The sequence below is a fragment of the Kitasatospora sp. NPDC001660 genome (assembly GCF_053596725.1).
Map to the genome: position 1 here is coordinate 169,107 of NZ_JBSFGU010000011.1, position 25,259 is coordinate 194,365.

17 protein-coding genes, 1 tRNA gene and 1 pseudogene are annotated in these 25,259 nt (G+C 74.8%); 5 read left to right on the top strand and 14 right to left on the bottom strand.

The window, feature by feature from the left end; translation table 11 throughout:
- The 3 genes from ACWCXH_RS15290 to ACWCXH_RS15300 all read right to left on the bottom strand — a co-directional run bounded on the left by ACWCXH_RS15290 (position 1) and on the right by ACWCXH_RS15300 (position 4,417).
- Positions 1 to 1,353, bottom strand: a complete 1,353-nt coding sequence (locus tag ACWCXH_RS15290) for an AAA domain-containing protein (RefSeq protein WP_449801893.1) — start codon at positions 1,351 to 1,353, stop codon at positions 1 to 3.
- Positions 1,354 to 1,387: 34 nt separating this feature from the next.
- Positions 1,388 to 2,989 carry a hypothetical protein gene (locus ACWCXH_RS15295; RefSeq protein ID WP_449801894.1) on the bottom strand — a complete coding sequence of 534 codons (1,602 nt, stop codon included), beginning with the start codon at positions 2,987 to 2,989 and terminating at the stop codon, positions 1,388 to 1,390.
- 237 nt (positions 2,990 to 3,226) lie between these two features.
- Positions 3,227 to 4,417, bottom strand: a complete 1,191-nt coding sequence (locus ACWCXH_RS15300) for a hypothetical protein (RefSeq protein WP_449801895.1) — start codon at positions 4,415 to 4,417, stop codon at positions 3,227 to 3,229.
- Positions 4,418 to 4,781: 364 nt separating this feature from the next.
- On the opposite strand from ACWCXH_RS15300, the gene ACWCXH_RS15305 reads away from it, so the two are divergent.
- Positions 4,782 to 5,438 (top strand): histidine phosphatase family protein, encoded by a 657-nt coding sequence (locus ACWCXH_RS15305; RefSeq protein ID WP_449801896.1) that lies wholly within the window; start codon positions 4,782 to 4,784, stop codon positions 5,436 to 5,438.
- 21 nt (positions 5,439 to 5,459) lie between these two features.
- Here the strand turns inward: ACWCXH_RS15305 and ACWCXH_RS15310 are convergent, their stop codons facing one another.
- Positions 5,460 to 7,007 carry a tetratricopeptide repeat protein gene (locus ACWCXH_RS15310; protein WP_449801897.1) on the bottom strand — a complete coding sequence of 516 codons (1,548 nt, stop codon included), beginning with the start codon at positions 7,005 to 7,007 and terminating at the stop codon, positions 5,460 to 5,462.
- A gap of 350 nt (positions 7,008 to 7,357) precedes the next feature.
- On the opposite strand from ACWCXH_RS15310, the gene ACWCXH_RS15315 reads away from it, so the two are divergent.
- Positions 7,358 to 7,879 (top strand): hypothetical protein, encoded by a 522-nt coding sequence (locus tag ACWCXH_RS15315; RefSeq protein ID WP_449801898.1) that lies wholly within the window; start codon positions 7,358 to 7,360, stop codon positions 7,877 to 7,879.
- Between the two features lie 131 nt (positions 7,880 to 8,010).
- A complete protein-coding gene (locus tag ACWCXH_RS15320; protein WP_449801899.1) occupies positions 8,011 to 8,940 on the top strand; it encodes a spermidine synthase in 930 nt (309 codons plus the stop codon).
- Between the two features lie 521 nt (positions 8,941 to 9,461).
- Here the strand turns inward: ACWCXH_RS15320 and ACWCXH_RS15325 are convergent.
- From ACWCXH_RS15325 to ACWCXH_RS15350, 6 genes and pseudogenes are all read right to left on the bottom strand, one after another.
- A complete protein-coding gene (locus tag ACWCXH_RS15325; protein WP_449801900.1) occupies positions 9,462 to 10,313 on the bottom strand; it encodes a hypothetical protein in 852 nt (283 codons plus the stop codon).
- A gap of 105 nt (positions 10,314 to 10,418) precedes the next feature.
- On the bottom strand, positions 10,419 to 10,865 hold the full coding sequence (locus tag ACWCXH_RS15330; RefSeq protein ID WP_449801901.1) for a DUF4442 domain-containing protein: 447 nt from the start codon (positions 10,863 to 10,865) through the stop codon (positions 10,419 to 10,421).
- Positions 10,866 to 10,997: 132 nt separating this feature from the next.
- A tRNA-His gene (locus ACWCXH_RS15335) sits at positions 10,998 to 11,073 on the bottom strand.
- A 144-nt stretch (positions 11,074 to 11,217) separates the two neighbouring features.
- Positions 11,218 to 11,820, bottom strand: coding sequence for an oligoribonuclease (gene orn, locus ACWCXH_RS15340; RefSeq protein WP_449801902.1), 603 nt, complete (start codon positions 11,818 to 11,820; stop codon positions 11,218 to 11,220).
- A 713-nt stretch (positions 11,821 to 12,533) separates the two neighbouring features.
- Positions 12,534 to 13,670, bottom strand: a pseudogene (locus ACWCXH_RS15345) (helix-turn-helix domain-containing protein); the annotation flags it as partial.
- Positions 13,671 to 15,297: 1,627 nt separating this feature from the next.
- Positions 15,298 to 16,401, bottom strand: a complete 1,104-nt coding sequence (locus ACWCXH_RS15350; RefSeq protein ID WP_449801903.1) for an HAD family hydrolase — start codon at positions 16,399 to 16,401, stop codon at positions 15,298 to 15,300.
- 914 nt (positions 16,402 to 17,315) lie between these two features.
- Here ACWCXH_RS15350 and ACWCXH_RS15355 point away from each other — a divergent pair.
- Complete coding sequence (locus tag ACWCXH_RS15355) at positions 17,316 to 17,795, top strand: universal stress protein (RefSeq protein ID WP_449801924.1); 480 nt, start codon at positions 17,316 to 17,318, stop codon at positions 17,793 to 17,795.
- A 136-nt stretch (positions 17,796 to 17,931) separates the two neighbouring features.
- Here ACWCXH_RS15355 and ACWCXH_RS15360 read toward each other — a convergent pair whose 3' ends face one another.
- From ACWCXH_RS15360 to ACWCXH_RS15375, 4 genes are all read right to left on the bottom strand, one after another.
- Positions 17,932 to 19,122, bottom strand: coding sequence for an acyl-CoA dehydrogenase family protein (locus tag ACWCXH_RS15360; RefSeq protein WP_449801904.1), 1,191 nt, complete (start codon positions 19,120 to 19,122; stop codon positions 17,932 to 17,934).
- Positions 19,123 to 19,284: 162 nt separating this feature from the next.
- Positions 19,285 to 20,202 (bottom strand): hydroxymethylglutaryl-CoA lyase, encoded by a 918-nt coding sequence (locus tag ACWCXH_RS15365; RefSeq protein WP_449801925.1) that lies wholly within the window; start codon positions 20,200 to 20,202, stop codon positions 19,285 to 19,287.
- Positions 20,203 to 20,273: 71 nt separating this feature from the next.
- A complete protein-coding gene (locus tag ACWCXH_RS15370) occupies positions 20,274 to 22,586 on the bottom strand; it encodes an acetyl/propionyl/methylcrotonyl-CoA carboxylase subunit alpha (protein WP_449801905.1) in 2,313 nt (770 codons plus the stop codon).
- A gap of 161 nt (positions 22,587 to 22,747) precedes the next feature.
- The gene (locus tag ACWCXH_RS15375) at positions 22,748 to 24,472 is read right to left on the bottom strand and encodes a carboxyl transferase domain-containing protein (RefSeq protein ID WP_449801906.1); all 1,725 of its coding nucleotides are present in this window, start codon (positions 24,470 to 24,472) and stop codon (positions 22,748 to 22,750) included.
- A 138-nt stretch (positions 24,473 to 24,610) separates the two neighbouring features.
- Between ACWCXH_RS15375 and ACWCXH_RS15380 the strand changes: the two genes are divergently transcribed.
- Positions 24,611 to 25,258 carry a TetR/AcrR family transcriptional regulator gene (locus ACWCXH_RS15380; RefSeq protein ID WP_449801907.1) on the top strand — a complete coding sequence of 216 codons (648 nt, stop codon included), beginning with the start codon at positions 24,611 to 24,613 and terminating at the stop codon, positions 25,256 to 25,258.
- Position 25,259: the final 1 nt, after the last annotated feature.

The window sequence follows — 25,259 nt, forward strand, 5'->3', positions numbered from 1 at the left end:
TCACCCGAGGCGGACCCGGTGGCCGCTCAGGTGGTGCAGCACCTGGTGGTTCGCCTCCCAGCCGTCCGGGAACCTGGCCGAGACGCCCAACTGCACCGGTTCGGTGGACGGATGCTCGTCCAGCAGCTCGGCGATCCCGGCCCGGGCCACCACGATGCACGCGTGCCGGTGGCGGGAGGCGAGCACGCAGAGCCGGCCGGTCTCCAGGTGGAAGGCGGTGGCGTCGGGCCGCCCGGAGAGCGGGTGGAGGACGACGGTGACGTCGTACTCGCGGCCCTGCAGCCGGTTCGCGGTGTCCACGGTGACCGCCGGGCTGGCCGTCCCGTCCACCGGGACGCCCGCCTTGAGCAGGGCCGCGCGGACGGCCGCCGCCTGGTCCCGGTGGGCGGTGCCGACCGCGATCCGGTCCGCGGTCAGCGGGGTCCTGCCCTGCTCGGAGTGCGCGGTCAGCCCGCGCTCCAGCAACCGGCGGACGGTGGCCGCGACGGCCGCCACCGCCTGCGGGTCGGTCCGCACGGTGTGCCGGGCGGGCAGCTCCAGCAGCGCCCAGCCGTGCTCGGCCGCCCGGTCGATCGCCGTGTCCAGGGCCGAGCCGTCCGTCCGGACGGCGGCGGTGAGCCGGCGGTCGTCCGGGCCGGTGCCGGAGCGGAACGGCGTGTACGGGTAGAACGCGTCCGAGATCAGCGGCGCCGCGCTGGCCGGCAGCCGCCAGGAGACCGGCAGCCGGTGCGGCTCGATCTGCGGGTTGTGCGCCAGCATCGTGACCACGGCGCTGCTCGACGGGTCGTAGGACAGACCCGCCCACTGCTCGGTGCCGACCACGGTGAACGGGTCCAACTGGCCCGGGTCGCCGACGAACAGCGCCCGCTCGAACAGCCGGGCCACCGCGAGCAGCGCGTCCGAGCGCATCTGGTACGCCTCGTCCACGATCGCGTGCCGCCACGGCGCCTCGGCCCGCACCCACTGCCACTTGGCGGAGGTGGAGATCACGACGTCGTGCTCGACCAGGTCCGCGACCTTGTCGGAGGGCGTGACGTTGGCGTGCCGCAGCACCTCAGGGCCCGGCCGGGAGTCCGCGGCGTGCAGCCGGCCGATCGTCAACTCCGGTGCCTTGTCGGCCAGTCGGCCGACCAGGTCGTCCACCTGGCCGTTGGTCTGGGCGACGATCATCAGCCGCTCGCCCGACGCGACCAGCTCCCGGGCGGCGCGCACCACGAGCGTCGACTTCCCGGCGCCGGGCGGCGAGTCCACCACCACGCCGCGCGGGGCGCCGGCCGGTGGGTGGACGGTCGCCGCCAGGATCCGGGCCACCGCGGCGTCGGCGGCCGCGCCCGGGGCCTGCTCGGTGCTCATGCTCCCACCTCGCATCGCTCGTTCACGGGCCTGCTCACTCCCAGTCGAAGTCGGTTGCGGGAACGGGGGATTCGGGCGCGGAGCCGGGCGGGCCGCCGTGCGTCCACGGGGTGTCGTCCGGCTCGGGCAGCGGCGCGGACTGGCGGACGGTCAGCTCGAAGAGGGCGAAGGTGACCGGGTCGCCGGGCTCGGGCAGGCTGCCCGGCTCGGGCTCCTTCTTGCGGCCCATCCCGGACAGGACCCGCAGCGTGATGGTGCCCCCGGCCGGGTCGACCGCGACGATCTCGGCCTTCTGCGCGGAGGGTCCGTGCACCCTGTGCGCCTCGCGGCCGAGGTCGGCGTGCGGGCGGTCGTCGGTCCGGAGGACGACCAGCGGACGCGGCTTGGGGGAGCGGCCGGTGGTGTCGTACTCCAGGACGACGTCCGTCACCACGCCCGCGAACGCCTCGCCCGCCAGCCGGTGTTCGGCCATCGCGAGCGGATCGTCCAGCGCCTCCTGGACGTCCAGCCGGGCCTGCTCGCGCTCGCGCTGGGCGAGCTTGCGGGCGGCCGTCACCGCGTCGTCCTGCCGGGGCTGCGGCGGCTCGCCGGCCGCCAGCCGGTCCCGGTGGCCGGTGTACGACCAGCGGTCGCCGGTCCAGCGCTCCTCCAGGTGTCCGGCCGGCGGCAGCGAGCGCAGCAGGTCGATGCCGCTCCACACGTCGTACCAGGTGGGCAGCAGCACGCCGGACAGCGCCTCGCGCAGCTGCTCGACGGCCTCCCGGACGGCCTCGCGGGCGCGCGCGGCGGCGACGTCGTCGCGCTGTCCGGCGCTGTGCTGCAGCGCCGACGCAGCGGCGTCGTAGCGGGCGATCGCCGGGCCGAGCACGACGCTGTCGAAGGCCGGGTCGGTGGCCGGACCGGCCGGCGGGTGCAGCAGCTGCCCCCGGTCGTCCCGGGCGGACTCGGCGTGCTCGGACGCCTCCGCGCCGGTCAGGCCGTCCGGCGGGAAGTGCCAGGCCAGCCGGGCCGCGAGGTGCTGGTCCTCCAGGTGGCTCTGGCCGGTCGCCCAGTGCCGGGCCAGCAGGCCGGTCATCGGGAGCAGCAGACTGGAGCCGGGCACCTGGGCCCGGTCGGTGAGGTGGGTCAGCCAGCGGCCGAGCAGCGGCACCCGCACCGGCGCCGGGTACGGGCCCGGCTCGTCGTCCTCGACCGTGCGGCGGAACCGGGTCGACCGGCCGATCAGCGCCAGGTGCTGCACGCCCGCGCCGTTCGGCACGATCAGCTGCGGCGCGTCGGCGCACAGCTCGCGGAACACCTGGGTCTTCTCGCCGGTCTCCGGATCCTTCTCGGAGCCCTCGACCTGCTCGACCTCGGCCCCGAAGGACTCCAGGTAGGGCAGGAGGTCGGCGGCCAGCTCGGCCAGGAAGTCGAAGCGCAGCGTGCGGTTGAGCGGCTGCGGCACCAGGTGCAGCCGGGGCGCGTCCCGGTCGGTGCCGAGCAGGACGGCCAGCGGCGCGCCCGCCTCACCGGCGGCGGTCAGCGGGACGAGCACCATCGGGCGGCCGGAGAGGTGCCGGTGCCGGACGGTGGCCAGCGGCTCGGCCCGCCCACTGCGGACGGCCTCCAGCCGGGCGAGGGTGGTGAGCAGGCTCATGCGCCCGCCTCGCTTCGCTCGGCAGGGGCATTCGCCCATGCGCGCCTTTCAACGATGAGCTCACTGCGCTCGCTCATGCGCCCGCCTCGCTTCGCTCGGCAGGGGCATTCGCCCATGCGCGCCTTTCAACGATGAGCTCACCGCGCTCGCTCATGCGCCCGCCCCGCTTCGCTCGGCAGGGGCATTCGCCCATGCGCGCCTTTCAACGATGAGCTCACTGCGCTCGCTCATGTCCGCTCACCGCCCCAGGGCTTCGGCGCGCAGTGCGGCCGCGTACGCGAGCCGCTCCGCCGCCTCGTCCGTGCCGTTGCCGTTGCCGTTGCCGGTGGCGGCGGCCAGCGCCTCCGTCACCGTCCGGATGCTGCCCAGTTCGCCGCGCACGCCCCGGCCCAGCTGCTCGACCCGGTCGCCGCAGCGGGCCTGGGCACGGCAGTGGAAGCCGAGCTCGCAGGTCGACAGGCAGTCCGGGCTGTACGCGGCGGGCACGGCCGCGACCGACTCGGCCAGCTCGCCGGCCGAGCGGACCGGGTCGCCCTCCTCGTCGACCGCGAGGTCGAAGCCGGTGCCCTCCGGCAGCGCGTCCAGCAGTCGGCCGATGCCGGTCATCCGGCTCAACTGGCGGCGGGTGGTGGCGAGTTCGCGGCGGACGTCCACGGCGACGGCGGTCGGCCGGTTGCTGAAGTCCTTCGGGCAGACCAGCAGCACGTTCAGCCGGGGGCTGCCCGGCAGCCGCTGTTCGGTGTACGGCTCCGGCGCGAGTACCGCGCCGGCCCGGGCGGCGGCCGCGTGCTGCAGTGCCAGCACGTACACGGCGGCCTGCCGGGCGGCGGCGCCGACCTTCGCCGGGTCCGCGGTGCCGTCCAGCACCGGGAAGGACTTGATCTCGACCACCGTGCACCGCCCGCCGTGCACCACGACGGCGTCCGGCTCCAGGTAGGCGGTGCTGCCGGCCACGTCGATGCGCAGCAGCGGGTGGTCCAGCAGCGTCCAGGCGCCCGGGTCGGCGGCGGCCGCGGCCAGCGCCTCGGCCGTCCGGTCCGCGCGGACGGCGGGGCCCGAGCGGTGCAGGAGGTCCGGCACCACCAGCGGGGCGTCGCCGTCCGCCGGGACGCCGAGGTGGCGGCGGAGCGGCTCCAGCAGCGCGGCGTAGCCGTCGGCCTTCAGCCGGGACTCGAAGATCACGCCGCGGGCGATCGCGAACGGGGACTGCCCGAACGGTGCCGGTCGACCGAGCCGGGAGGCGAGCACTGACTTGTCCACCCCGGCCGCGTCCAGCACGGCCCTGCGGTGACAGCCCGGATTGGCGGCGAGCGCGGCGAGCGACCGGGCGTTCAGACTGCGCTGCGGCGCCGGACCGCGCAGCTCGGCGAGCCGCCCGGCGAGCGGCTCAGAGTGCCCACGGGAGGGGGCGTTCGTCGAGACGTTCATGGTGCGGCCCAGTGTCGCATCCGGGTCCGACAATCCGGCGAGGATCACCCCGTTCCGGTCCGTTCCGCGCGCGGAACGCCCCCCGGCGGCCCGTTCCGTTCCGGCCCGCAACCGTGTCCACCGGGCACCTTCCGGCCCCTGGCCTCGTTCCCTCGTTCCTCCTGCGCCCGCCCCTGTTGCGGCCTATCCTCCGGGCCCGCGTCGTGTTCCGTCCGGGTGGCTTCCCTCTTTTCTCCCCCGCCGCCCCCGCCAGCGCCTCTTCTCCCGGCCCGCGTCGTGTCCGATGTCCGGGTGAGGGATCATGGAGCCCGGTGCTCAAGGGTGAGACCGACCGTTGCCGCCGCCCCGTTGCGAGGAGCCCCCCATGCCCGCCCGAATCGTGCTGGTCCGCCACGGCGAGACCGAGTGGTCCGCCACCGGCCGTCACACCGGCCGCACCGACATCCCGCTCACCGAGGAGGGCCGCGCGATGGCCCGGGCGCTCGGCGCCCGGCTGGCCAAGGCGCCCTGGAACGGGCTGCCGGACGCGCTCGTCTACACCAGCCCGCTCGGCCGCGCCAAGGAGACCTGCGCCCTGGCCGGCTTCGGTGACCGCGCCGTGGACCGCCCCGAGCTGCTCGAATGGGACTACGGCCAGTACGAGGGCCGCACCGGCGCCGACATCCGGGCCACCGACCACCCCGGCTGGCTGATCTGGCGCGACGGCGTGCCGGCCGGCGAGAAGCTCTCCGAGGTGGCGGCCCGCGTGGACGCCTTCCTCGCCGGCCTCAACGAGGAGCACGGCGTCCCGGAACCGGACACCACCGTCATGCACTGTGCCGACCGGGACGTGATCCTCTTCGCCCACGGGCACCTGCTCCGGATCCTGACCGCCCGCTGGCTCGGCCTGCCACCCGAGTTCGCCCAGCGCTTCAAGCTCGGCACGGCGGCCCTCTGCGTCCTGTCCTGGGAGTACGGCGCGCCCGCGGTCGAGGTCTGGAACGACCTCTCCCACCTGGAGGGCCTGGCCGCCGGTCACTGACGTGCCGTCGGTGATCCTCGCTCAGGCGGCGGATGCCAGGTCGTACGCCTCCAGGAACCCGCCGACCTCCGGCACCGCGCCGTGCGGCCGCAGTCGCTCGGCGGTGTGTGCGAGCATGCTCCGGATCCGGGCGGAGCGGACCTCGCCGAACAGCGCCACGGCGGCCGAGCCGTGGTGTGCCGCGCCCGCGAGGTCGCCCCGGCCGAGCCGGTCGTGGGCGAGCTCGGCGGTGTACAGCACCCGGTTGCGGACGAAGTGCGGCTCCTGGAGCGTTATGGCGAGCCCGGCCTGCTCGCTGGCCCGGTCCCAGTCGCCGAGCGCGGACCAGCACTGGGACTGCAGCCCGGCGATCTCGGCCTCGCCGAAGAAGGACATCCACTCCGGGTCGGCCTCGCACGGCCCGCGGTCGAACAGCGTGTACGCGCGGGCGATCGCGCGCTCGCAGGCGGACCGGTCCTGCAGGAGCGCCCAGCCCCCGGCCTCGCGCATGGCGAGCAGGGCGAGCAGCCGGTCGGAGTCGAGGTGCCGGGCGGCGGCCTGCCCGGCCTGGGCGGCGCGCAGCGCCTCGCGGGGGCGCCCGACGTCCCGGGCGAGGAAGGCGCTGTTGCAGAAGACGTGCGCCTCCAGGGCACAGTCGCCGGCCATCCGGGCGGTGGCGAGCGCCTCGGCGTAGAGCGAGCGGGCGTCCGCGAGCCGGTTCGAGTCGTGGGCCAACCAGCCGACGGAGATGGCGAGTTCGCCGGCCCCGGCCTGGAGCCGGCGCTCCGTCTCGGCGCTGTACTCGCCCTCGTTGAGCAGCACGTACGCCGTTCGCAGCGACTGCCCGGCCAGCTCGAACAGGGTGTCGCCGCCGTGTACGTCGTCGGCGAGCCGGATGTCCCGGACGGCCTGTTCGACGCCCAGCACCTCGGCGGCGCCGATCCTGCGCAGCGGCACCGGGGCGCTGCGGCCGGGCACCAGGGTGTCGCCCCGGTGGCCCGGGCCTGAGCCGGTGGCGGCTGCGGCGGGCCGGTCGAATCCGATCACGGTGGCCAGGGCGGCGGAGCCGCCGGTCAGGAACGTACGGCGACGCACGTCGTCGTTCTCCTCGTCGAGAAAGTGCGATCCGGCGGGCCCTCGGGGCGCCGCCGTGGAGTTCGGCCACGGGGGGCCCTCCGGGGCGGGCGGATCCGCGTACGGCGAGGCAGCGTACGGGAGTTGGGTGGAGAGTGGCGAGCGCGGGGCGGGCAGGGGCGGGAACGGCGGGTGGAGCGGGGGTGGCGCGGCGCCCCCGGCGCTGTCCGCTGGGCGGCGGCGGACGGAGGTCCTGGGGGAGAAGCCGAGGTCGGTGAGCGAGAGGTTCGGCCACATGTGCCGGAACACGCGCTCGTAGGCGTAGTTGGGGCAGCGGATCTCGCCGGACTCGACCCGCCCGACGTAGCGGGCGTCGCAGGACACGTGCTCCCCGATCTCGCGGGCGGCTCGGCGCACGGCGGTGGCGAACTCGCCCGGCGAGCGGTCGCCGCGCAGTGCGCGCATCACGGTGTTGGGTGACGGGCGGGTCGGCTCGGCCGGTGGGGTGGCTGCCATGGTGCGCTCCGTGGAGGTGCGGGGGGTGGTGCCCGGGCGCTCCGGATGGATCACCGAGGCCCGCCACCGACAGTACCCGGCGTCACCGGCCGGACACGGCGAGTTCCCGGATGATATATGGTCAATTCGGTATGAACCGGTCGCAGTTGCAGAGATATGCCATGAAATGCCATTCCTTGCTGTAAGGCGCCCCGTGGCCTGGGGCACGGTTGTGGCGTTGTCCTGGTGCGTGGAATCCAGGCCGCCGCCCCCGGCCCCGTCGCCCGCCCCGGCGGCCCCCACCTCCCGGGACTCCCTCCCGGGGCCACCCGGCGGCCCGCTTCCGAACCGACGAGGTGACAGGAGGGCCCATGATGGCCGCCGGACTGCCGCAGCACCGACCTGCCGTCGGAGGTGTGCTCGCCGGCGCCGTCCCCGCCCTGCTCCCCGATCCCGCCGACGACCGGATCCCGGGCCGGGGGCCGGTCGAGGGCGGCCGCGCCCCCTGCGGCGGCGGCCGGGGCTCCGGCCGCCGCGCGGGCGGCGGCGAGGGCACCGTCCTCACCATGTACGACACCGTGACGGTCGCCCTGCGGCACGGCCTGGAGACGGTCGACATCCTGCGGCTGCGCCGCGCCTGCGGAGCCGTCCTGCAGAGCCGCAACGGCAGCACCGTCTCCTTCTACGTCCCGGCCGGCACCTGCGACACCTGGCACCTGCCCGGCAGCTCGTGCACGCCCGGCGCCCTGCTGCTGCCCGTCACCGACCCGCGCTGGGTGATGCCCCCCGCCGGCGCCGACAGTACCGCCCGCCCCACCGACGCGTGGGTGCTCCGCTCCGCCCTCTGCGAGGCCGCCTGCACGCTGACCGCCGGCGGCCTCGGCCCGTTCTAGCGGGCGTGCCGTGCGGATCCCGCCGGGCCCCCGCCCGCCACTCCGGCCGGATCCACCCAGCACGCCCGCGGTCGCCCCGCGGTCCCTCCGGGCCGGGGGAGGTCCTTCGGCCTGCGCCGATAATGGCTGTCATGGGACGAAGCAGCAGAGCCGCGCGCGGCACCGACCGGGGCCGCGCGACGGCGCAGCCGCAGCCCGACGCCACCGGCCCCGGCGGCCGCACCCACGCCCAGGGCCCGCTCACCCGCCCCGTCGGCTCCGGCCTGGCCGAGCTCCGCCCCGACCGGGACCGCCCCGCCGCGTGGTCCCTGCTGATCGACGGCGCCCCGCAGTCGATGGTCGACCTCGCCGATCCGACCCACCTCGGCTTCGAGTACCAGCGCCGGCTCGGGCACTTGATCGACCTCGTCGCTCCGCCCGGCCGCCCGCTCACCGTCCTGCACCTCGGCGGCGGCGCCCTCACCCTGGCCCGCTACGTCGCGGCCACCCGCCCGCGCTCCCGGCAGCAGGTCGCCGAGATCGACACCGCGCTCACCGAACTGGTCCGCGCCGAACTCCCGCTGGAACGCGGCTGGCAGATCAAGGTCCGCGGCGCCGACGCCCGCAGCGTGCTGGAGCGCACCCCGGAGGGCAGCGTCGACCTGGTGATCACCGACGTGTTCTCCGGCGCCCGCACCCCGGCCCACTGCACCACCGTCGAGTTCGCGACCCTCGCCTCCCGCGCGCTCGTCCCCGGCGGCTGGTACGCGGCGAACATGGCCGACGGCTCCGCCCTGCCGTTCGCACGCTCCCAGGTCGCCACCCTGGGCGCCGTCTTCCCCGAGCTCTGCCTCGTCGCCGATCCGGCCGTCCTGCGCGGCAAGCGCTTCGGCAACCTCGTCCTCGCCGCCGCACACACCCCGCTGCCGGTCGTCGACCTCACCCGCCGCGTCGCCACCGACTCCGCCCTCGCCCGCGTGGAACACGGCCACTCCCTGGCCGCGTTCACCGCGGGGGCGGCCCCGGTGACCGACGCCACGGCCGTGCCGTCCCCGGTCCCGCCCCCGGGGGTCTTCCGCTGACGCGCCTGTGGCGGTGGGGTCGCGCCGCCCTCGCCCGCGTCGAACGCGGCCACCCCTTGGCTGCGTTCGACGCCACGGCGACCGCCCACCGCGACTGCCCGTGCTGGCCCGTTCGTCCTTCATCGGCAGGCCTCTGAGACGGCCTGGCGCCGGAGCCCGGTAACCGGTTCCGCCGTTGTGGCCGCAGACCCGGTGCTGCGTCCGCCTTCGGTCCTCGGCAGAACTCGCCGGTGGCTTCGACGGATTCGCGTGCCGCCACCGCACCGCTGCGGCCGGAACCGTCGGCATCTCCGTTGCCCGCGGCGAACGACGGCTGCCGCCCGCCCGGAATGCGGTCGTGCGTGTCGAGCGGAGGGGTGTGCCATGCAGATCGGGTCCGCGCGGCCGGAGGAGGCCGGGCTGCTCACCGGTATCGCGCTGCGCTCCAAGGCTTCTGGGGGTACGACGAGGCGTCCATGACCGCTCCCGGCCGTGAACTCCCCTTGCCGGCGCTGGAGCTGGTCCCGGTCGGCTGAGCCCGCTCAGTGTCCCCGCGGCAGGCCGCGGTGCTTCCACATCGCCGCCCCCGTGAGCAGGAGTCCGGCGGCGATGGGGGCGAGGACGGCGGTGGCCGTGCCGGAGCCGTCCTCGGTGGCGGTCGCGGTGGCCGTGTCGGCGAGCGTGATGGTCGCGGGCGCACCCGGTGCGGCGGGCGAGGGTGGAGCGGACGGCTGCTCGGCGTGCCGGGTGCCGGCCGTGACGTCGGGTGCGGCGGGTGTGCCCGACGTCACGGCGGACACCGGGGTGGTGGTGGCCGGCTCGGCCTTCCGCGTCGCCGATGCGCCGCCTGCGGGGTGTGCGGTCCTCGTCCGGCCGTGCTCGCCCGTGGCGGACGGCGGCTCGGCGGGCCCGTCCTCGCGCGTGGCGTGCGTCCCGGTGGGCCGGCCCTGGGCGGGCGCCGGGCCGAGGAGGCCGGACGCGAGGGCGAAGGCGTCGGGTACGGCCGCCCGCTGCCCCGGGAGCGGCAGGCCGCCGGCCCGGATGCGGTCCCGCAGGCCGCCGCCGACCGTCCCGGTGGTGTCGGCGAGTTCGCCGAACAACCCGGGGGAGTTCGCGGCGGACGTCCGCGCGGGCGCTCCGGTGTGCTCGGCCGACTCCCTGTCGTACTGCCCCGCCGGGCCGTGCGGGGCGCGCCGGACGGCGGCGCCGGCGGGGGCGGGCAGCGGGTCGGCGGCCGCCGCGTACGCGCCGGTGGCGCCGATGCCCCAGAGCTGTGCGAGCAGTGCCCCGCAGACGGCGACGGCGCGGGGGAGCCACCGGCCGGCCGCGCGCCGCGCGCCGGTGACGCCGCGTGGGTCGGGTTCCTGGTGCCTGGTCGCGTGATTGGCTCGCACGTGAGTTGAGAACGAGCGGACGGGCCGTGAGGTCACGCCGGCCGTCACGGACAGTCATCGCGCGGGCAGCCAGGGGCCGCCGCCCCGTGGCTGCCCGCGCGGCGGTCAGGAGTTGGGGCGCAGGGTCCAAGTGACCGTCATCACACCGGTGACGGCGCCGTCGGCGCGGGTGATCTCGATGGTGACGGGGAACTCCGGGCGTCCGCCCTCGTTCAGCTCGGCGACGACGTCGGCGGCCGGGCGGCCCAGCACGGCGGTGGCGGTGACCTCGCCCATCGCGAGCTTCTTGTACGCGATCTCGGCGCTGACGGCCAGCGGCACGGCGCGCGAGAGCTGGTCGCCGAAGGCGGCGAGCACGATGCAGCCGCTCGCGGACTCGGCGAGGGTGAACATCGCGCCGGCGTGCGGCCCGCCGACGTGGTTGTGGTAGTCGGGCTGGTCGGGCAGCCGGAGTACGGCGCGCTCCGGGGTGGTCTCCAGGTACTCGAGCTTGAGGGTGCGCGCCATCGGGACGGTGGCGTCGAGCATCTGGCCGATCGAAGGTGTCGTCATGCCGACGATGTTACTTCCCGGTAGCTTCCGGCGACAGGCCTGTCCGCGACGGGTGGTGGGGGAGCCTGATGTGAGGGAACGCGAAAAAGCCCGAGGGGCCGACCTCTTGAAGAGATCGGCCCCTCGGGCTCGTGGGGTGAGCGACGGGACTCGAACCCGCGGCCACCTGGACCACAACCAGGTGCTCTACCAACTGAGCTACGCCCACCATCTGTCCGGTCCGTTCCCGCTCTTCGCGTTCCCGTTCCGACAGGAAGAACTCTACAGGATCCGAGAGGGTGCTCGCGCCAGGGTTTCGCTCGGGCGTGCGCGGGCACGCTCTCGGACCCTGCCGGACCGGCCGGCGCGCGGGTCAGTCCGTCGCGGCCCGGTACTTCTCGGCGATCGCGCGCGCGGTGTCGGTGTCCGGGCCGGGCTGGGGGACGAACACCGCCTCGCGGTAGTACCGCAGTTCGTCGATGCTCTCGCGGATGTCGGCGAGCGCGCGGTGGTTGCCGCCCTTCTGCGGGCTGTTGTAGTACGCCTTCGGGTACCAGCGGCGGGCCAGCTCCTTGATCGAGGAGACGTCCACGATCCGGTAGTGCAGGTGCCGCTCCAGGGCGGGCATGTCCCGGGCCAGGAAGCCGCGGTCGGTGGCCACCGAGTTCCCGCACAGCGGCGTCTTGCCGGCCTCCGGCACGTGCTGGCGCACGTACGCGAGCACCCGCTCCTCGGCCTCGGCGAGCGTCACCCCGTGCTCCAGCTCGTCGAGCAGCCCGGAGGAGGTGTGCATCGCGCGCACCACCTCGGGCATGTTCGCCAGCGCCTCCGCGGGCGGGCGGATGATGACGTCGACACCCTCGCCGAGGATGTTCAGCTCGGAGTCCGTCACCAGTGCCGCGACCTCGACCAGGGCGTCCCGGTCGAGGTCGAGGCCGGTCATTTCACAGTCGATCCATACCAAACGGTCATTCACGCAACTCACCCTACGGCGCGATCACGCGCCGCGGGGACCGGTGGAGCCGAGCGGGGCGCCCGGGCGAGCGCCTCGGCGGAGTGCTCGTCCTGTCCGAGGCCGTCCGCGTGGTCGCCGTGGTCACCGGCGGCGGCGTGGTCGGTCTCCCGGCCCGGGCGGACCGGGAGACCGTCCCGTCCGGTCCGGGCCTCCCGCGCCGCGCGGGCGCCGTCGGCCGCCACGGCGCGCCCGCCCTGCGGACGGACCTGCGGCGCCCGGGCCTGACGGGACCGGACGTCCCCGCCGGGCACGGACTGCCCGGCGGGCGAGCCGTGACCGCGCACCGCCCCGGTGGCACCCGGCTCGTCCGCGGGCCGTTCGACCGAGCTCCGGTGGCCCTGACCCTGGCCGCGCGCACCCGGCTGCGGGTGGCCGTCCTCGGCCGCCGCGTGCTCCGCCGTGCGCGGCGGACGGCCCGCGCCCGGACCGGCCTGCGGCGGCACGAGCGGCGGCCGCACCGGACCGCGCACCGCACCCTGCTGCCCAGGGTGCGACTGCTGCGCGGCCTGCTGGTACGGGTACGCCTGCCCGGGGCGCGCGTGGTGCGGCTGCGGGGCCTGCGCGCCAGCCGGACCAGGGCCGAAGGGGCCCGGCTGGCCGTACGGACCGGCCTGACCGTGGCTGCCGGGCTGACCGTGCGTCGCTGCCTGACCGTGCTGCGCGTGCTGACCGTGCTGGGCGGGCAGCACCGGCCCGCCCGGCACCGTCGGGAACGCGTGCGCCGACTGCTGGCCGTGCGCCCCGCCGAACATGCCCCCGCCCGCCGCCGTCGCGGCCGCCGCGTGCGGGCCGGCCGGTCCGGCGGGCTGCGAGCCGGGACGGCGGGCCCGGTAGCTGGTCCGGTACGCGGCCGGCGAGACCCCGAGCTGACGGCGGAAGTGCCCGCGCAGCGCCACCGGCGAACGGAACCCGCACCGCCGCGCGACGTCGTCCACCGACAGCTCCGACGTCTCCAGCAGCCGCTGCGCCTGGAGCACCCGCTGGGTGATCAGCCACTGCAGCGGCGCACTGCCGGTGAGCGTGCGGAAGCGGCGGTCGAAGGTGCGCCGGCTCATGTAGGCGCGAGCGGCCAGCACCTCGACGTCGAACTGCTGGTTGAGGTTCTCCAGCGCCCACGTGACCACTTCGGCCAGCGGGTCGTTGCCGATCTCCTCCGGTAAAGACTGATCGATGTACTGGGCCTGCCCGCCGCCGCTGCGGCGGCTCGGCACCACCAGCCGGCGGGCGAGCGCGTTGGCCGCCTCGGCGCCGTGGTCGCTGCGCACCACGTGCAGGCAGAGGTCGATGCCGGCGGCGGTGCCGGCCGAGGTCAGCACGTCGCCGTCGTCGACGAAGAGCTCGCGCGGGTCGACGTGGACCCGCGGGTAGCGCTTGGCGAGGGTCGGGGCGTACATCCAGTGGGTGGTCGCCGGGCGGCCGTCGAGGAGGCCGGCGGCCGCGAGCACGAACGCGCCGGTGCAGAGCCCGATGATCCGCGCGCCCTCGTGGTGCGCCTTGCGCAGGGCGGTGATCGCCTCGACCGGCGGCGGCTGCGAGATCGACCTCCAGGCCGGTACGACGATCGTGCCGGCTCGGGCCAGGGCCTCCAGGCCGTAGGGGGCCGAGAGGGTGAGGCCGCCGGTGGTGGCGAGCGGGCCCTCCTCCCCGGCGCAGACCAGCAGGCGGTAGCGCGGCACCCCGGCGTCCTGGCGGTCGACCCCGAAGACGGAGAGCGGGATCGAGCTCTCGAAGATCGGGGCACCGCCGAAGATCAGCACCGCGACGGTCTCGCGGCGGCGCCGGCCGGACAGCTTGCGGGGCGCGGCGGTCATCACCGGGGTCGCGGAGCCGTTCGTGCCGGGCCGCTCGCCGAGCGTGCCGCCGTGGGCACCGCCGTGCGCCGGGCCGTGCGTGCCACCGTGTCCGAGCTGGCCGTGCCCGCCCGTGACGCCCGGGCCGAGGCCGCCGAGCGTGCCGGTGGAGCCGCCGGGCAGGCCGGGGCTGCCGGGCGTGCCCGGATGGACGGGGTGGTCCGCGCCGTACCCCGGGCCCGCGCTGCCGGAGGTGTACGCCTGGCCCGGGTTGACGGTGCCTCGGCTGACGGTCGGTTCGCCGTGCTCCGGGGACGCGCCGTAGGAAGGGGCGCCGGGCGTGGCGGTGGAGGCGGTCGGCGCGGTCGGTCCTGCGGGGTGGGAGGAGTACGAAGCGGTGCCGGAGGCGCCGGAGTTGCGGGTGGTGGCGATCGCGGAGGTGCCAGAGCTTCTCGCGGGGCGACCCGCGATGCCGGCCACCGTGTGGCCGCTGTCAGGACCCGCGTCGCTCCTGCTCACCCTGCTCAAGGCGCTCAAGCCCCCTCGGTGGTGTGGTGTGGGTGGTGCGGCACTGCTAGCCAAGATCGAAATCTATCGGGTGGACCGTTGCCGTTGTGACAAGTTCACCATCCGACGCTATGTCGACATGGCAATTTGGCGTGATGCATTCGATCACGAAGCGTGGCACCCGTCGACCCTTCTGGGAAGAGGGCCGGTGCAACGGTGGCTGGTTGTCGCGGGACCGGTCCTGGGGCGTCCGGCTCCGGGGCGCCCGGCCGGCGGGTCTGGGCTGCGGGTTTGCCCAAGCGGGAGGGACCGGCCAGAAATTGACCGAAAATCGGCGGTGCACACGAGGGCGCACAAATCGGCGGATGTGCGCCTCCCTGGCTTCATTCGGCCAGGGCCCGGGCGGCCGCGGGCGGTGTGACACCCCCGGATGCGGCCCTGCCATGAACGATCCGCGCCGGCTCGAACAGGCCAACGACAACGCCGCCTTCTTCTGACTCGGCCAGGGCCCGGCGCACGGCCGGCGGACCCGCACCGGCGACGGGTTCACGGCCGTCGCGCCCGCACGCCGGACGACCCGCACCGCGTTGATCGCTCACCCGTACGTCGAACCGGCCGCGCTGGAAGCCGAGTCGGCCGACCTCCTAAAGACGTGGTGGACCCTCCGCTTCACCTTGGAGGATCCGTACGGCGGCCTCGACCTGACCGGCTTCGGCGCCACCCGCATGCCGGTCATGCCAGTGATGGTCCGTGAGCCCCTCCCGGGCGAGGGCGGGCCGCGGGCCCTGCCGTACCTCTCGGAGGACGCAAGCGGCGGTTCTCTGACGGTCGATGAGGCTATGGGCGGCGACACCCTCGCCGAGGCCGGGCGTGCGATCGTCGAAGGCCTCCCGCAGCCCGCCCGGCAGCCCCGGTGGCGCGGCGCGGCGGTCCCGGAACAGCTGTTGCGCGAGCCCGGATGCCGGGTGTGGCTGGGCGGCCTCGACGGTACCCCGGCGGGCGCCTGCCCGACTTACGACGACCACCGCCCTCCGCGAACCGCTCTGCCGCAGGCTCGGGTTCAGCGAACAGGGCCGCACGTGCTGGTGGATCCGGACCTCGTCGGCGGCTCGATCGGAGGCGTAGCGCCGGCACGGCCGCCCTACTGGGCCGCTGCCGCCGGCAGCACGCCCAGTGGCGCGCCCAGTGGCACGGCGAACCTGGTCGGCACGGGCCCATCCGCCGTGGGGAGAAAGGCCGTTGGGCGCTCGACGGCCGTGCCCGCGCCGTCCGCGCCCGCCCCGGTGCGCTCCGCGACGATCGCGGCAAGCTCACCTGAGCGGTTTCGGACAGCGGCACCCGTTTCCGGCCCAGGCGCGCCGCCCGTACCGGCGCTCACAGGAGCAGGCGCATACGAGCCCTCCAGGGCGGCCGCTGCCGACCGCGCGCCGGACCGCGCGCTGATGAGCGCCGTCACGGCCGCCTGTGCGCCTGCTGTGACGCCCGCCGCTGCGCCCGCCACCGCACCCGCCGCGCGCGCTTGCGTGGCCGCCCGCCGCCGGGCCGGGGCACCCGCGCGGACACCCGGCCGGGGGGACGGCGCGTTGCGCGCGGCCAGCACCTGACCGACGGCCTCCGGCAGGCCGGCGGCCCTCAGCGTCGGCCGGTAGCCGCTCTCGGCCCAGGGGCGGCCGTGGTGCAGCCAGACGCTGCGCAGACCGGCGAGCTCCGCCCCGGCGATGTCGGCCGGCGCGTGGTCCCCGACCATCCAGGTGTGCGCCGCCCAGTCCCCGGTGGGCGGTATTCCGCACCGCCGGGCGGCGATCTCGAAGATCAGCGGGTCCGGCTTGACGCAGGACGCCTCCTCGGAGATGACCCACCCGTCGACCAGCGGGCCCAGCCCGGTCCGGCGGATCTTCTCCAGCTGCGGGCCCGTCCCGCCGTTGCTGACGATGCCGAGCGTCCACCCGGCCGCCCGGGCCGCCCGCAGCGCATCGATGTGCCGGGGCGGGCAGTGGATGTGCGAGTTGATGCCGTGTCGGTAGTGGTCGAGCAGGTCGTCGGAAGAGACGTCCAGCCCGTAGCGGCGCCGGACGGCGGACAGTACGGTGCTGCGCGGCACGTAGCCGCCGCCGTCCAGGGTGACGAACCAGTCGATGTCGCCCGGCGGCAGGTCGCGTTCGGACAGGAAGTCCTGCGCCCAGGCCCGGAAAGCGGCGTCCCTGGGGAGCAGCGTGTTGTCGAGGTCGAACAGGAGCAGGGGCATGTCGAGCATGGTGCCAGTGCCTGCGCCTATGCACCTGGCAAATGCCAGAGAGCGTCGCGAACCTGAACGGAGTGGCTGAAACGGGTGCCGTGGCCGAGTGCGCCCGTGGGGCGGAAGAGGTCTGGTGGGGTGGAAGAGGCCTGGTGGGACGGATGGGGCATCACGGGTCGCGACGGGCCGCAACGGATCGTCGCCGATCAATGACAGTCCGGTCACGGTGTTCCGGGGGCCTGTTGCGCCGTCCGGTTCGCTCAGTCAAGCTCCAGGGAACCTCCTTTGCCGGAGGGGGCGCGATGGCCTGCGGGTAGGGCGCGCGGTTTCGGTGGGCGCATCCTCCTTTCGCGGGAACAACGGCGCCCTGGGGCTTCGCCGCTGGGCTGGGCCTCATGCCCGTCGTACTCTGAAAGGAACAGGTCACATACGGTGCTGGGCGGCGCAGACCGATGTCATCCCGTGGGCGGGCCTGCTCCCCGGGCAGCGTTGTCCTCTCCTGTCGGCCCCTCTCCCGCGAAGAGCCGTGAGCCATGGCTGGTTTTGAGTCCTCCCGACCGGTTGAACCGGACGCGCCCCGCAGCACGGGCCCAGCGGCCGGAGGTGACGCCGCTCCACGCGACGACGTCGGCTGTGCAGGATCATCCGGCCGTGCGGACACCGGCCAGGCAGCTGCGGACACCGGCCAGGCAGCTGCGGACACCGGCCAGGCAGCTGCGGACACCTCTGGCAGCGCTAACTCCGCAGAGCCCCACGAGTCCGCGCACGGCGGCGCACAGGGCTTCGCGCGCTCGCTGCGCAACATCGTCCGCCGCGACCGGGCCGGGGCCCGCCGACGGCGTGACGAGCGGGCGGCCGACCGCACGGAGCCCGCGGTGACCGGCCGCCTCGGCCCGGGCGCCGACCGCCCGGAGACGTCCGGCCTGTCCGGCGCGCACACCGAACCGAACGTCCAGGACGAGCCCGGTCGCACCTGTGACCCGGCCTTCCAGCACGGCGTGGTGGTCGGCTTCGACGGCTCGCTGTCCAGCGAGCGCGCCCTCGCCTACGCGGTGGGCATGGCCCGCCGTTCGCAGTGCGGTCTAGTGATCGTGCACGTCGCCAACCGGCTTCCCGCCACGGTCTGGGCGGGCTGTGAGCCTCCCGTCTTCGTGGACCTCCCGGACCACCGCACCGAGGTGCTCGGCCTGGAGCTCGCCTGCGCCGACTTCCTCGCCGGCGTGCCCTGGATCCTGGTCGAGCGCGGCGGCGACATCTGCCACGAGATCGAGGAGGTCGGGCGCGAGTACGCCGCCGACGCCATCGTCGTCGGGACGACGCACGGCCTGCTCGGCAAGATCTTCGGTTCGGTCTCCGGCCGGCTGGCGCGCCGCGCCAACCGCCCGGTGATCGTCATTCCCTGACGCCGGATCAGCCCGGCGCCCCGTTCGGTCGGCACCCTGTTCCGTCGGAAGCCTGTGCCGATCACGCCCGCGGGCGTTGCCACCACCCGCCCCTACCGTCCCTGCGGGGGTGGGCGTCACCCCCGCAGGGTCCGGTTCAGGACGTGACGCCGAGCTCCCGGGCGATGAGCATGCGCTGGACCTCCGACGTGCCCTCGCCGATCTCGAGGATCTTGCAGTCGCGCCAGAAGCGGGCGACCGGGAATTCGTTCATGAAGCCGTACCCACCGTGGATCTGCGTCGCCTCGCGCGCGTTGTCGACGGCGGCCTCGGACGAGTACAGCTTCGCGATGGCGGCCTCCTTCTTGAACGGTTCTCCGTGCAGCAGCCGGGAGGCGGCGTCCCGCCAGGCCAGGCGGGAGGTGTGGGCGCGCAGCTCCATGTCGGCGAGCTTGAACTGGATGGCCTGGTTGGCACCGATCGGCCGGCCGAAGGCCCGACGCGTGCCGGCGTACGCGACGGACTCGTCGACGCAGCCCTGGGCCAGGCCGGTGGCCAGGGCCGCGATCGCGATGCGGCCCTCGTCGAGGATCCGCAGGAACTGGGCGTAGCCTCGGCCACGCTCGCCCAGCAGGTTGGCCGCGGGAACGCGGCAGTCGGTGAAGGACAGTTCGCGGGTGTCGGATGCGTTCCACCCGACCTTCGAGTACTTCTTCGATACCTGGAACCCCGGGGTCCCGGTGGGCACGATGATGGAAGAGATCTCGCGCGCTGGCGAGCGGAATTCGCCTTCTTCGCTCGAACGAGCGATCGGTTCCGTGAGGGCGGTGACGGTGACCAGGCCGGTGATGTCCGTCCCGGAGTTGGTGATGAAGCACTTCGTCCCGTTGATGACCCACTCGTCGGTGACCTCGTCGTAGCGGGCCGTCGTGCGGGTCGCGCCGGCGTCCGAGCCGCCCTCGGGCTCGGTCAGGCCGAAGGCGCCGAGGAGTTCGCCGGAGGTGAGCCGGGGCAGCCACTCGCGCTTCTGCTCCTCCGTGCCGAAGCGGTAGATCGGCATCGCGCCGAGCGAGACCGCCGCCTCCAGGGTGATCGCCACCGACGAGTCGACCCGGGCGAGTTCCTCCAGCGCGAGGCCGAGCGCGAAGTAGTCGCCGCCCATGCCGCCGTACTCCTCGGGGAAGGGCAGGCCGAACAGGCCCATCCGCCCCATCTCGCGCACGATCTCGTACGGGAACTCCTCCCGCTCGTAGAACTCGCCGATCTTCGGCGCCACCACGTCCTGGGCGAACTCGGCGACGGTGCGCCGCAGTTCCTCGTACTCGCTGTTCAGCCGGTGATCGAACACGGTGTTCCTCCTGGGGCCGCCCGGCCGGGGTGGCCGCGGGCGTGTGCGGGGTGACCTGGCGTCCGTCCGATGGTGTGACGGTCGGTCGGGTCGTCTGGAAAGAGGGTTGTCCGGAGAGATGGTCGTCCGGGGGCGGGGGCGCCGGACGGCGTTCCGGGACGGTCAGTCCCGGGCGGCGCCGAGCAGCGCCTGGACGGTGCGGGACGGGCTCGGACGGCCGAGGCGTTCGGCCATCCAGCCGCTGGTGGCGACCAGCGCGCGCAGGTCGACACCGGTCCGGATGCCGAGGCCGTGCAGCATCCACACGAGGTCCTCGGTGGCGAGGTTGCCGGTCGCGCTCTTCGCGTACGGGCAGCCGCCCAGGCCGCCCGCCGAGGCGTCGACCGTGGTGACGCCGTCGCGCAGCGCCGCCAGCGTGTTGCTGAGCGCCTGGCCGTAGGTGTCGTGGAAGTGCACGGCGAGCCGCTCGGCCGGCACCCCGGCCTCGGCGAAGGCGGCGAGCAGCGCGCCGACCTGGCCCGGGGTGGCGACGCCGATGGTGTCGCCGAGGCTCAGCTCGGCGCAGCCCATCTCCAGCAACGCGAGGCCGTGGCGGACCACCTGGGAGGCCGGGACCGGGCCCTCCCACGGGTCGCCGAAGCACATCGACAGGTAGCCGCGGACCGCGACCCCGGCCTCGGCGGCCCGCTCGACCACCGGGCGGAACATCGCCATCGCCTCGTCCGCCGAGCGGTTGAGGTTGCGGCGGGCGAAGGTCTCGGTGGCGCTGGCGAACACCGCGATGTCGGTGGCGTGGTGGGCGAGCGCGCGGTCGAGGCCGCGCTCGTTGGGGACCAGGACGGGCAGCCGCAGTCCGGGGTGGCGCTCGGGCAGGTCGGCGAGCCGGGGCATCAGGTCCTCGGCGTCGGCCAGCTGCGGGACCCACTTGGGGTGGACGAAGCTGGTGGCCTCGACCGTCCGCAGCCCCGCGGCGGCGAGCCGGGCGATGAACTCGGCCTTGACCTCGACGGGCACCAGGGCGCTCTCGTTCTGCAGGCCGTCGCGCGGTCCGACCTCGTGGATCCGGACCTCCTCGGGCATGCCGGGTGCGCGGACGGGGTCGGGCAGGCCCAGTTCGAGCGCGTCGGGCTCGTGGGCGGGGGAGGCGGTGGTCACGACCGCACCCCCGCCGGGCGCGCGGCGGTCGCGGCCGCGTCCGTGGGGGCGCCCGCCGGAACGTCCGCGCCGTCCTCCACCGGGGTGACCACGACGAGCAGTTCCTCCATCGCGACGGTGGCCCCGGCGGTGGCGCGGAGCTCGCTCACGACGCCGTCGTGCGGGGCGGAGATCACGTGTTCCATCTTCATGGCCTCCAGGACGAGCAGGGCCTGGCCCTTGCGGACCGCCTCGCCCGCCGTGGTCTTGACGACGGTGACGGTGCCGGGCATCGGGGCGGTGAGGGCGCCGTGGTGGGCGCCGGCCGCGGCGGCGCCCTCGCCGACCGCGTCGTGGGTGTGCAGCGGCCACGCGTCACCCTCGACGCCGAGCCAGGCCACCGGGGCGCCGGCGAGCCCGGGGGTGTCGTCGACGGTCAGGGCGAAGGCGGTCTGCAGGCCGTCGACCGTCAGGTGCAGCCGGTCAGCGGTGCGGACCGCCCGCGCCCGGTGGATCGGGCCGGAACCGAGTCGGATTTCCACCTCAAGGGTGACATTGCGGGGAATGTCGGTGGCTTCGGCGATGTTGCCGGAAGTGATCGGACGGATGCGCACCGAAACGGGGTCCTGGCCGGGGGCCCGGAGGCGGTGGGTGGTCCAGGCGGGTGCGCCGCTCAGGCGCCAGCCGGAGGGGAGGGAGAACGGATCGGTCCAGCCGCAGGGGTCGGCGGCCGGGGTGAGGTCCGCGTGCCGTGTGAGCGCGGCCGCGTAGTAGAGGAGGCGGGCGGGCGCAGGTGATTCATCGGCCGTGGCCGGCTGAGCCGGGTCGGCCGGGGCGGCGTGGTCGGTGGCCTCGTCGGTGGCCATCGCGGGCGAGTACGGCGAGGCCAGTAGGGTCGGCTGCTGCTGGACGGTCTGCTCCACCAGGCCGGTGTCCAGTCGGCCGGCGATGACCTCGGGGTGTGCGAGCAGTCGCCGCAGGAAGCCGGTGTTGGTGGTGACACCCAGGATGCGGGTGTCGGCCAGCGCGGCGCGCAGGCGGCGGAGCGCGGTCGGGCGGTCGGGCCCGTACGCGATGACCTTGGCGAGCATCGGGTCGTAGGCGCTGGTGACGACGGTTCCGGGGGCGACCCCGGAGTCGACCCGGATGCCCTCGCCCTGCGGTTCGTCGAGGACCAGGATGCGTCCGCCGGTGGGCAGGAAGTCCCGTTCCGGGTCCTCGGCGCAGATGCGAGCCTCGATGGCGTGGCCCAGGAAGGAGATGCCGGACTGACCGAAGGTGAGCCGCTCGCCCGCGGCGATCCGCAGCTGCCACTCGACCAGGTCCAGACGGCGGGGCCGGCCGCCGTCCGGGTCCTCGACGGCGATGGCGAGTTCGGTGACGGGGTGTTCCACCTGGAGACGGGTGTTCATCTCCATGAAGAAGAACTCCCGCACGCCCTCGGGCGAGGCGGGGGTCGGGGAGTCCGGGTCGATGCCGGGGACGATGAACTCCACGGTGCCGGCCCCGGTGTAGCCGCAGGACTCCGCGGCGCGGACGGCCGCGGCGCCCATCGCGGCTCGGGTCTCGGCGTTGAGCAGGACGGAGGGTGCCTCTTCGATCAGTTTCTGGTGGCGGCGCTGGAGGCTGCACTCGCGCTCGCCGAGGTGGACGGTGGTGCCGTGGGCGTCGGCGAGCACCTGCACCTCGATGTGGCGGGGGCGGTCGACCCAGCGCTCCAGAAGCAGGGTGTCGTCGCCGAAGGCGGTCCGGGCGACGCGGCGCGCGGCGGCGATCTCGGTCCGCAGGTCGGCCGGGTCCCGCACGAGCCGCATGCCCTTGCCGCCGCCGCCGGCGGATGGTTTGAGCAGGACGGGGTAGCCGATCTCGTCCGCGGCGGCGACGAGTTCGTCGTCGGTGGGCGCGGTGGCCTGGCTGCCGGGGACCACCGGGACGCCGGCGGCCCGGACGGCCTCCTTGGCGTTGATCTTGTCACCCATCAGCTCGACCGCACCGGGAGGAGGACCGATGAAGACGAGGCCGGCGTCGGCGCAGGCGCGGGCGAAGGCGGCGTTCTCGGCGAGGAAGCCGTAGCCGGGGTGAATGGCCTGGGCGCCGGTGCGCCGGGCGGCGGCGAGGATCTGGTCGGTCCGCAGGTAGGTCTCGGCCGCCGAGCTGTCGCTGCGGTCGGCCGGGCCGAGCCGGACCGCGATGTCGGCCTCGCGGACGTGCGGGGCGTCGGCGTCGGCGTCGCTGAACACGGCGACCGAGCGCACGCCGAGCCGCCGCAGGGTGCGGATCACCCGGAGGGCGATCTCGCCGCGGTTGGCGACCAGAACTGTGTCGAACATGGGAGGCGTTCCTCCGGGTCGAGGGGGCCGTACGAAGGAGGTGGCGGTGAGACGGGACGGGCGCCGGTCCGTGCGGTGAACCGGTGCCGGAAGGTCGTGCCGGGAGTGGGGCACCCCGGGAGGGGAGGGGAGGAGCGGAGCCCCGCCCGGGGAGCGCTGGGTCACATCCGGAAGACGCCGTACGGACCGGGCGGCGGCAGCGGGGAGTTGGCGCAGGCGGTGAGGGCGAGGCCGACCACGGTGCGGGTGTCCATCGGGTCGATCACGCCGTCGTCCCAGAGCCGGGCCGTGGCGTAGTAGGCGTTGCCCTGGCGCTCGTACTGCTCGCGGACGGGGCGCTTGAACTCCTCCTCCGCCTCGGCCGGCCACTCCTCGCCGTGCGTCTCCAACTGGTCGCGGCGGACGGTGGCGAGGACGGAGGCCGCCTGCTCGCCGCCCATCACGGAGATCTTCGCGCCCGGCCACATCCACAGGAAGCGAGGTGAGTAGGCCCGGCCGCACATCGAGTAGTTGCCGGCTCCGTACGAGCCGCCGATCACCACGGTCAGCTTCGGGACGCGGGTGCAGGCGACGGCGTTGACCATCTTGGCGCCGTGCTTGGCGATGCCGCCCGCCTCGTACTGCCGGCCGACCATGAACCCGGTGATGTTCTGCAGGAAGAGGAGGGGGATGCCGCGCTGGTCGCACAACTCGATGAAGTGGGCGCCCTTGAGGGCCGATTCGGAGAACAGCACACCGTTGTTGGCGACGATGCCGACGGGGTGGCCGTGGATCCGGGCGAAGCCGGTGACGAGGGTCGCGCCGTACTCGGCCTTGAACTCGGCGAACCGGCTGCCGTCGACCAGCCGGGCGATCACCTCGCGCACGTCGTAGGGCGTGCGCGGGTCGACCGGAACGGCCCCGTACAGGCCGGCCGGGTCGACGGCCGGCGGTTCGACCGGGGCGAGCGGCCACGGCCGCTCCGGGCGCGGGCCGAGTCCGGCCACGATCGTGCGGACGATGGAGAGGGCGTGGGCATCGTCCTCGGCCAGGTGATCCGTCACGCCGGAGGTCCGGGAGTGCAGCTCGCCGCCGCCCAACTCCTCGGCGGTGACCACCTCGCCGGTGGCGGCCTTCACCAGCGGCGGCCCGCCGAGGAAGATCGTGCCCTGGTTGCGGACGATGACGGCCTGGTCGCTCATCGCCGGGACGTACGCGCCGCCCGCCGTGCACGAGCCGAGTACGGCGGCGATCTGCGGGATGCCCGCGGCCGAGAGCCGGGCCTGGTTGTAGAAGATCCGGCCGAAGTGGTCCCGGTCGGGGAACACCTCGTCCTGCATGGGGAGGAAGGCGCCGCCGGAGTCGACCAGGTAGATGCACGGGAGACGGTTCTCCAGTGCGACCTCCTGGGCGCGCAGGTGCTTCTTCACCGTCATCGGGTAGTACGTGCCGCCCTTGACCGTGGCGTCGTTGGCGACGACGACCACCTCGCGTCCGGCGACCCGGCCGATGCCCGCGATGACCCCGGCCGCGGGCGCGGCCCCGTCGTACATCCCGTCGGCCGCCAGCGGGGCCAGCTCCAGGAAGGGCGACGCCGGGTCGAGCAGGGTGTCCACGCGGTCGCGGGGGAGGAGCTTGCCGCGCGCGGTGTGCCGGGCGCGGGCCTTGGCGCCACCGCCGAGCGCGGCCGTGCCGAGCTTCTCGCGCAGCTCGGCGACGAGCGCCCGGTGCGCCTCGGTGTTGGACCGGTAGGCCTCGGAGGCCGGGTCGACCGCCGTGCCGAGCCGGGGCGCGGGGGCGGCGGCTCCCGGCGGCACGGGCCCCGGTGTCGCGGTGCCGCCCGCCGCGCCGCCACGCGCCGCGCTGCCATGGACGCCGGTGGGTACGCCGGCGGTAGAGATGACCATTCCCAAGAGCTCCCTTGCCCTCGGCACCGGGTGGCGGGTGGCCCCGGTTTCCGGTGCGCCCGCTCTCCCCACGTTAATTAACGTTAACTTACGCGCCCAGGTTAACGGCCGATAACCCGACTGTCTACGATGGGCAGCATGCCGAACGTCCCCGAAGCCACCGCGCTCCCACGCCGCGACCAGATCCGCCGGGAGGCCGCGCGGCTCTTCGCCGCGCGGGGTTTCCTCGGCGTGGGCGTGGACGAGATCGGCAAGGCCGTCGGCATCAGCGGCCCCGGCCTCTACCGGCACTTCGCCGGGAAGGACGCGATGCTCGCCGACCTGCTGATCGGCATCAGCGAGCGCCTGCTGGAGGAGGGCCGGAGGCGTGCGGGCGGCGGCGACGGCCCGGCCGCCGCGCTGGACGCGCTGATCGGCGGCCACGTCGAGTTCGCCCTCGACGACCGTGACCTGATCACCCTGCACGACCGCGAGCTGCTGAACCTCAAGGAGGAGGACCGCCGTACCGTCCGTCGGCTCCAGCGCGGCTACGTCGAGCTGTGGGTGGACGTGGTCCGCCAGGCCTACCCGGCGCTGGCCGACCCTGCCGCCGAGCCGGTCGCCCGGGCCGCCGTGCACGCGGTCTTCGGTCTGATCAACTCGACGCCGCACAGCCTCGGCCCGAACCCGGCCCAGGGTGAGCGCCCCGGACCCGGCCTCCAGCGCGATGGCATGGCCGCACTGCTGCACAGTCTCGCCCACGGCGCGTTCTCGGCGGCGGCCGCATCGGCGTCCACCCACTGCTGAG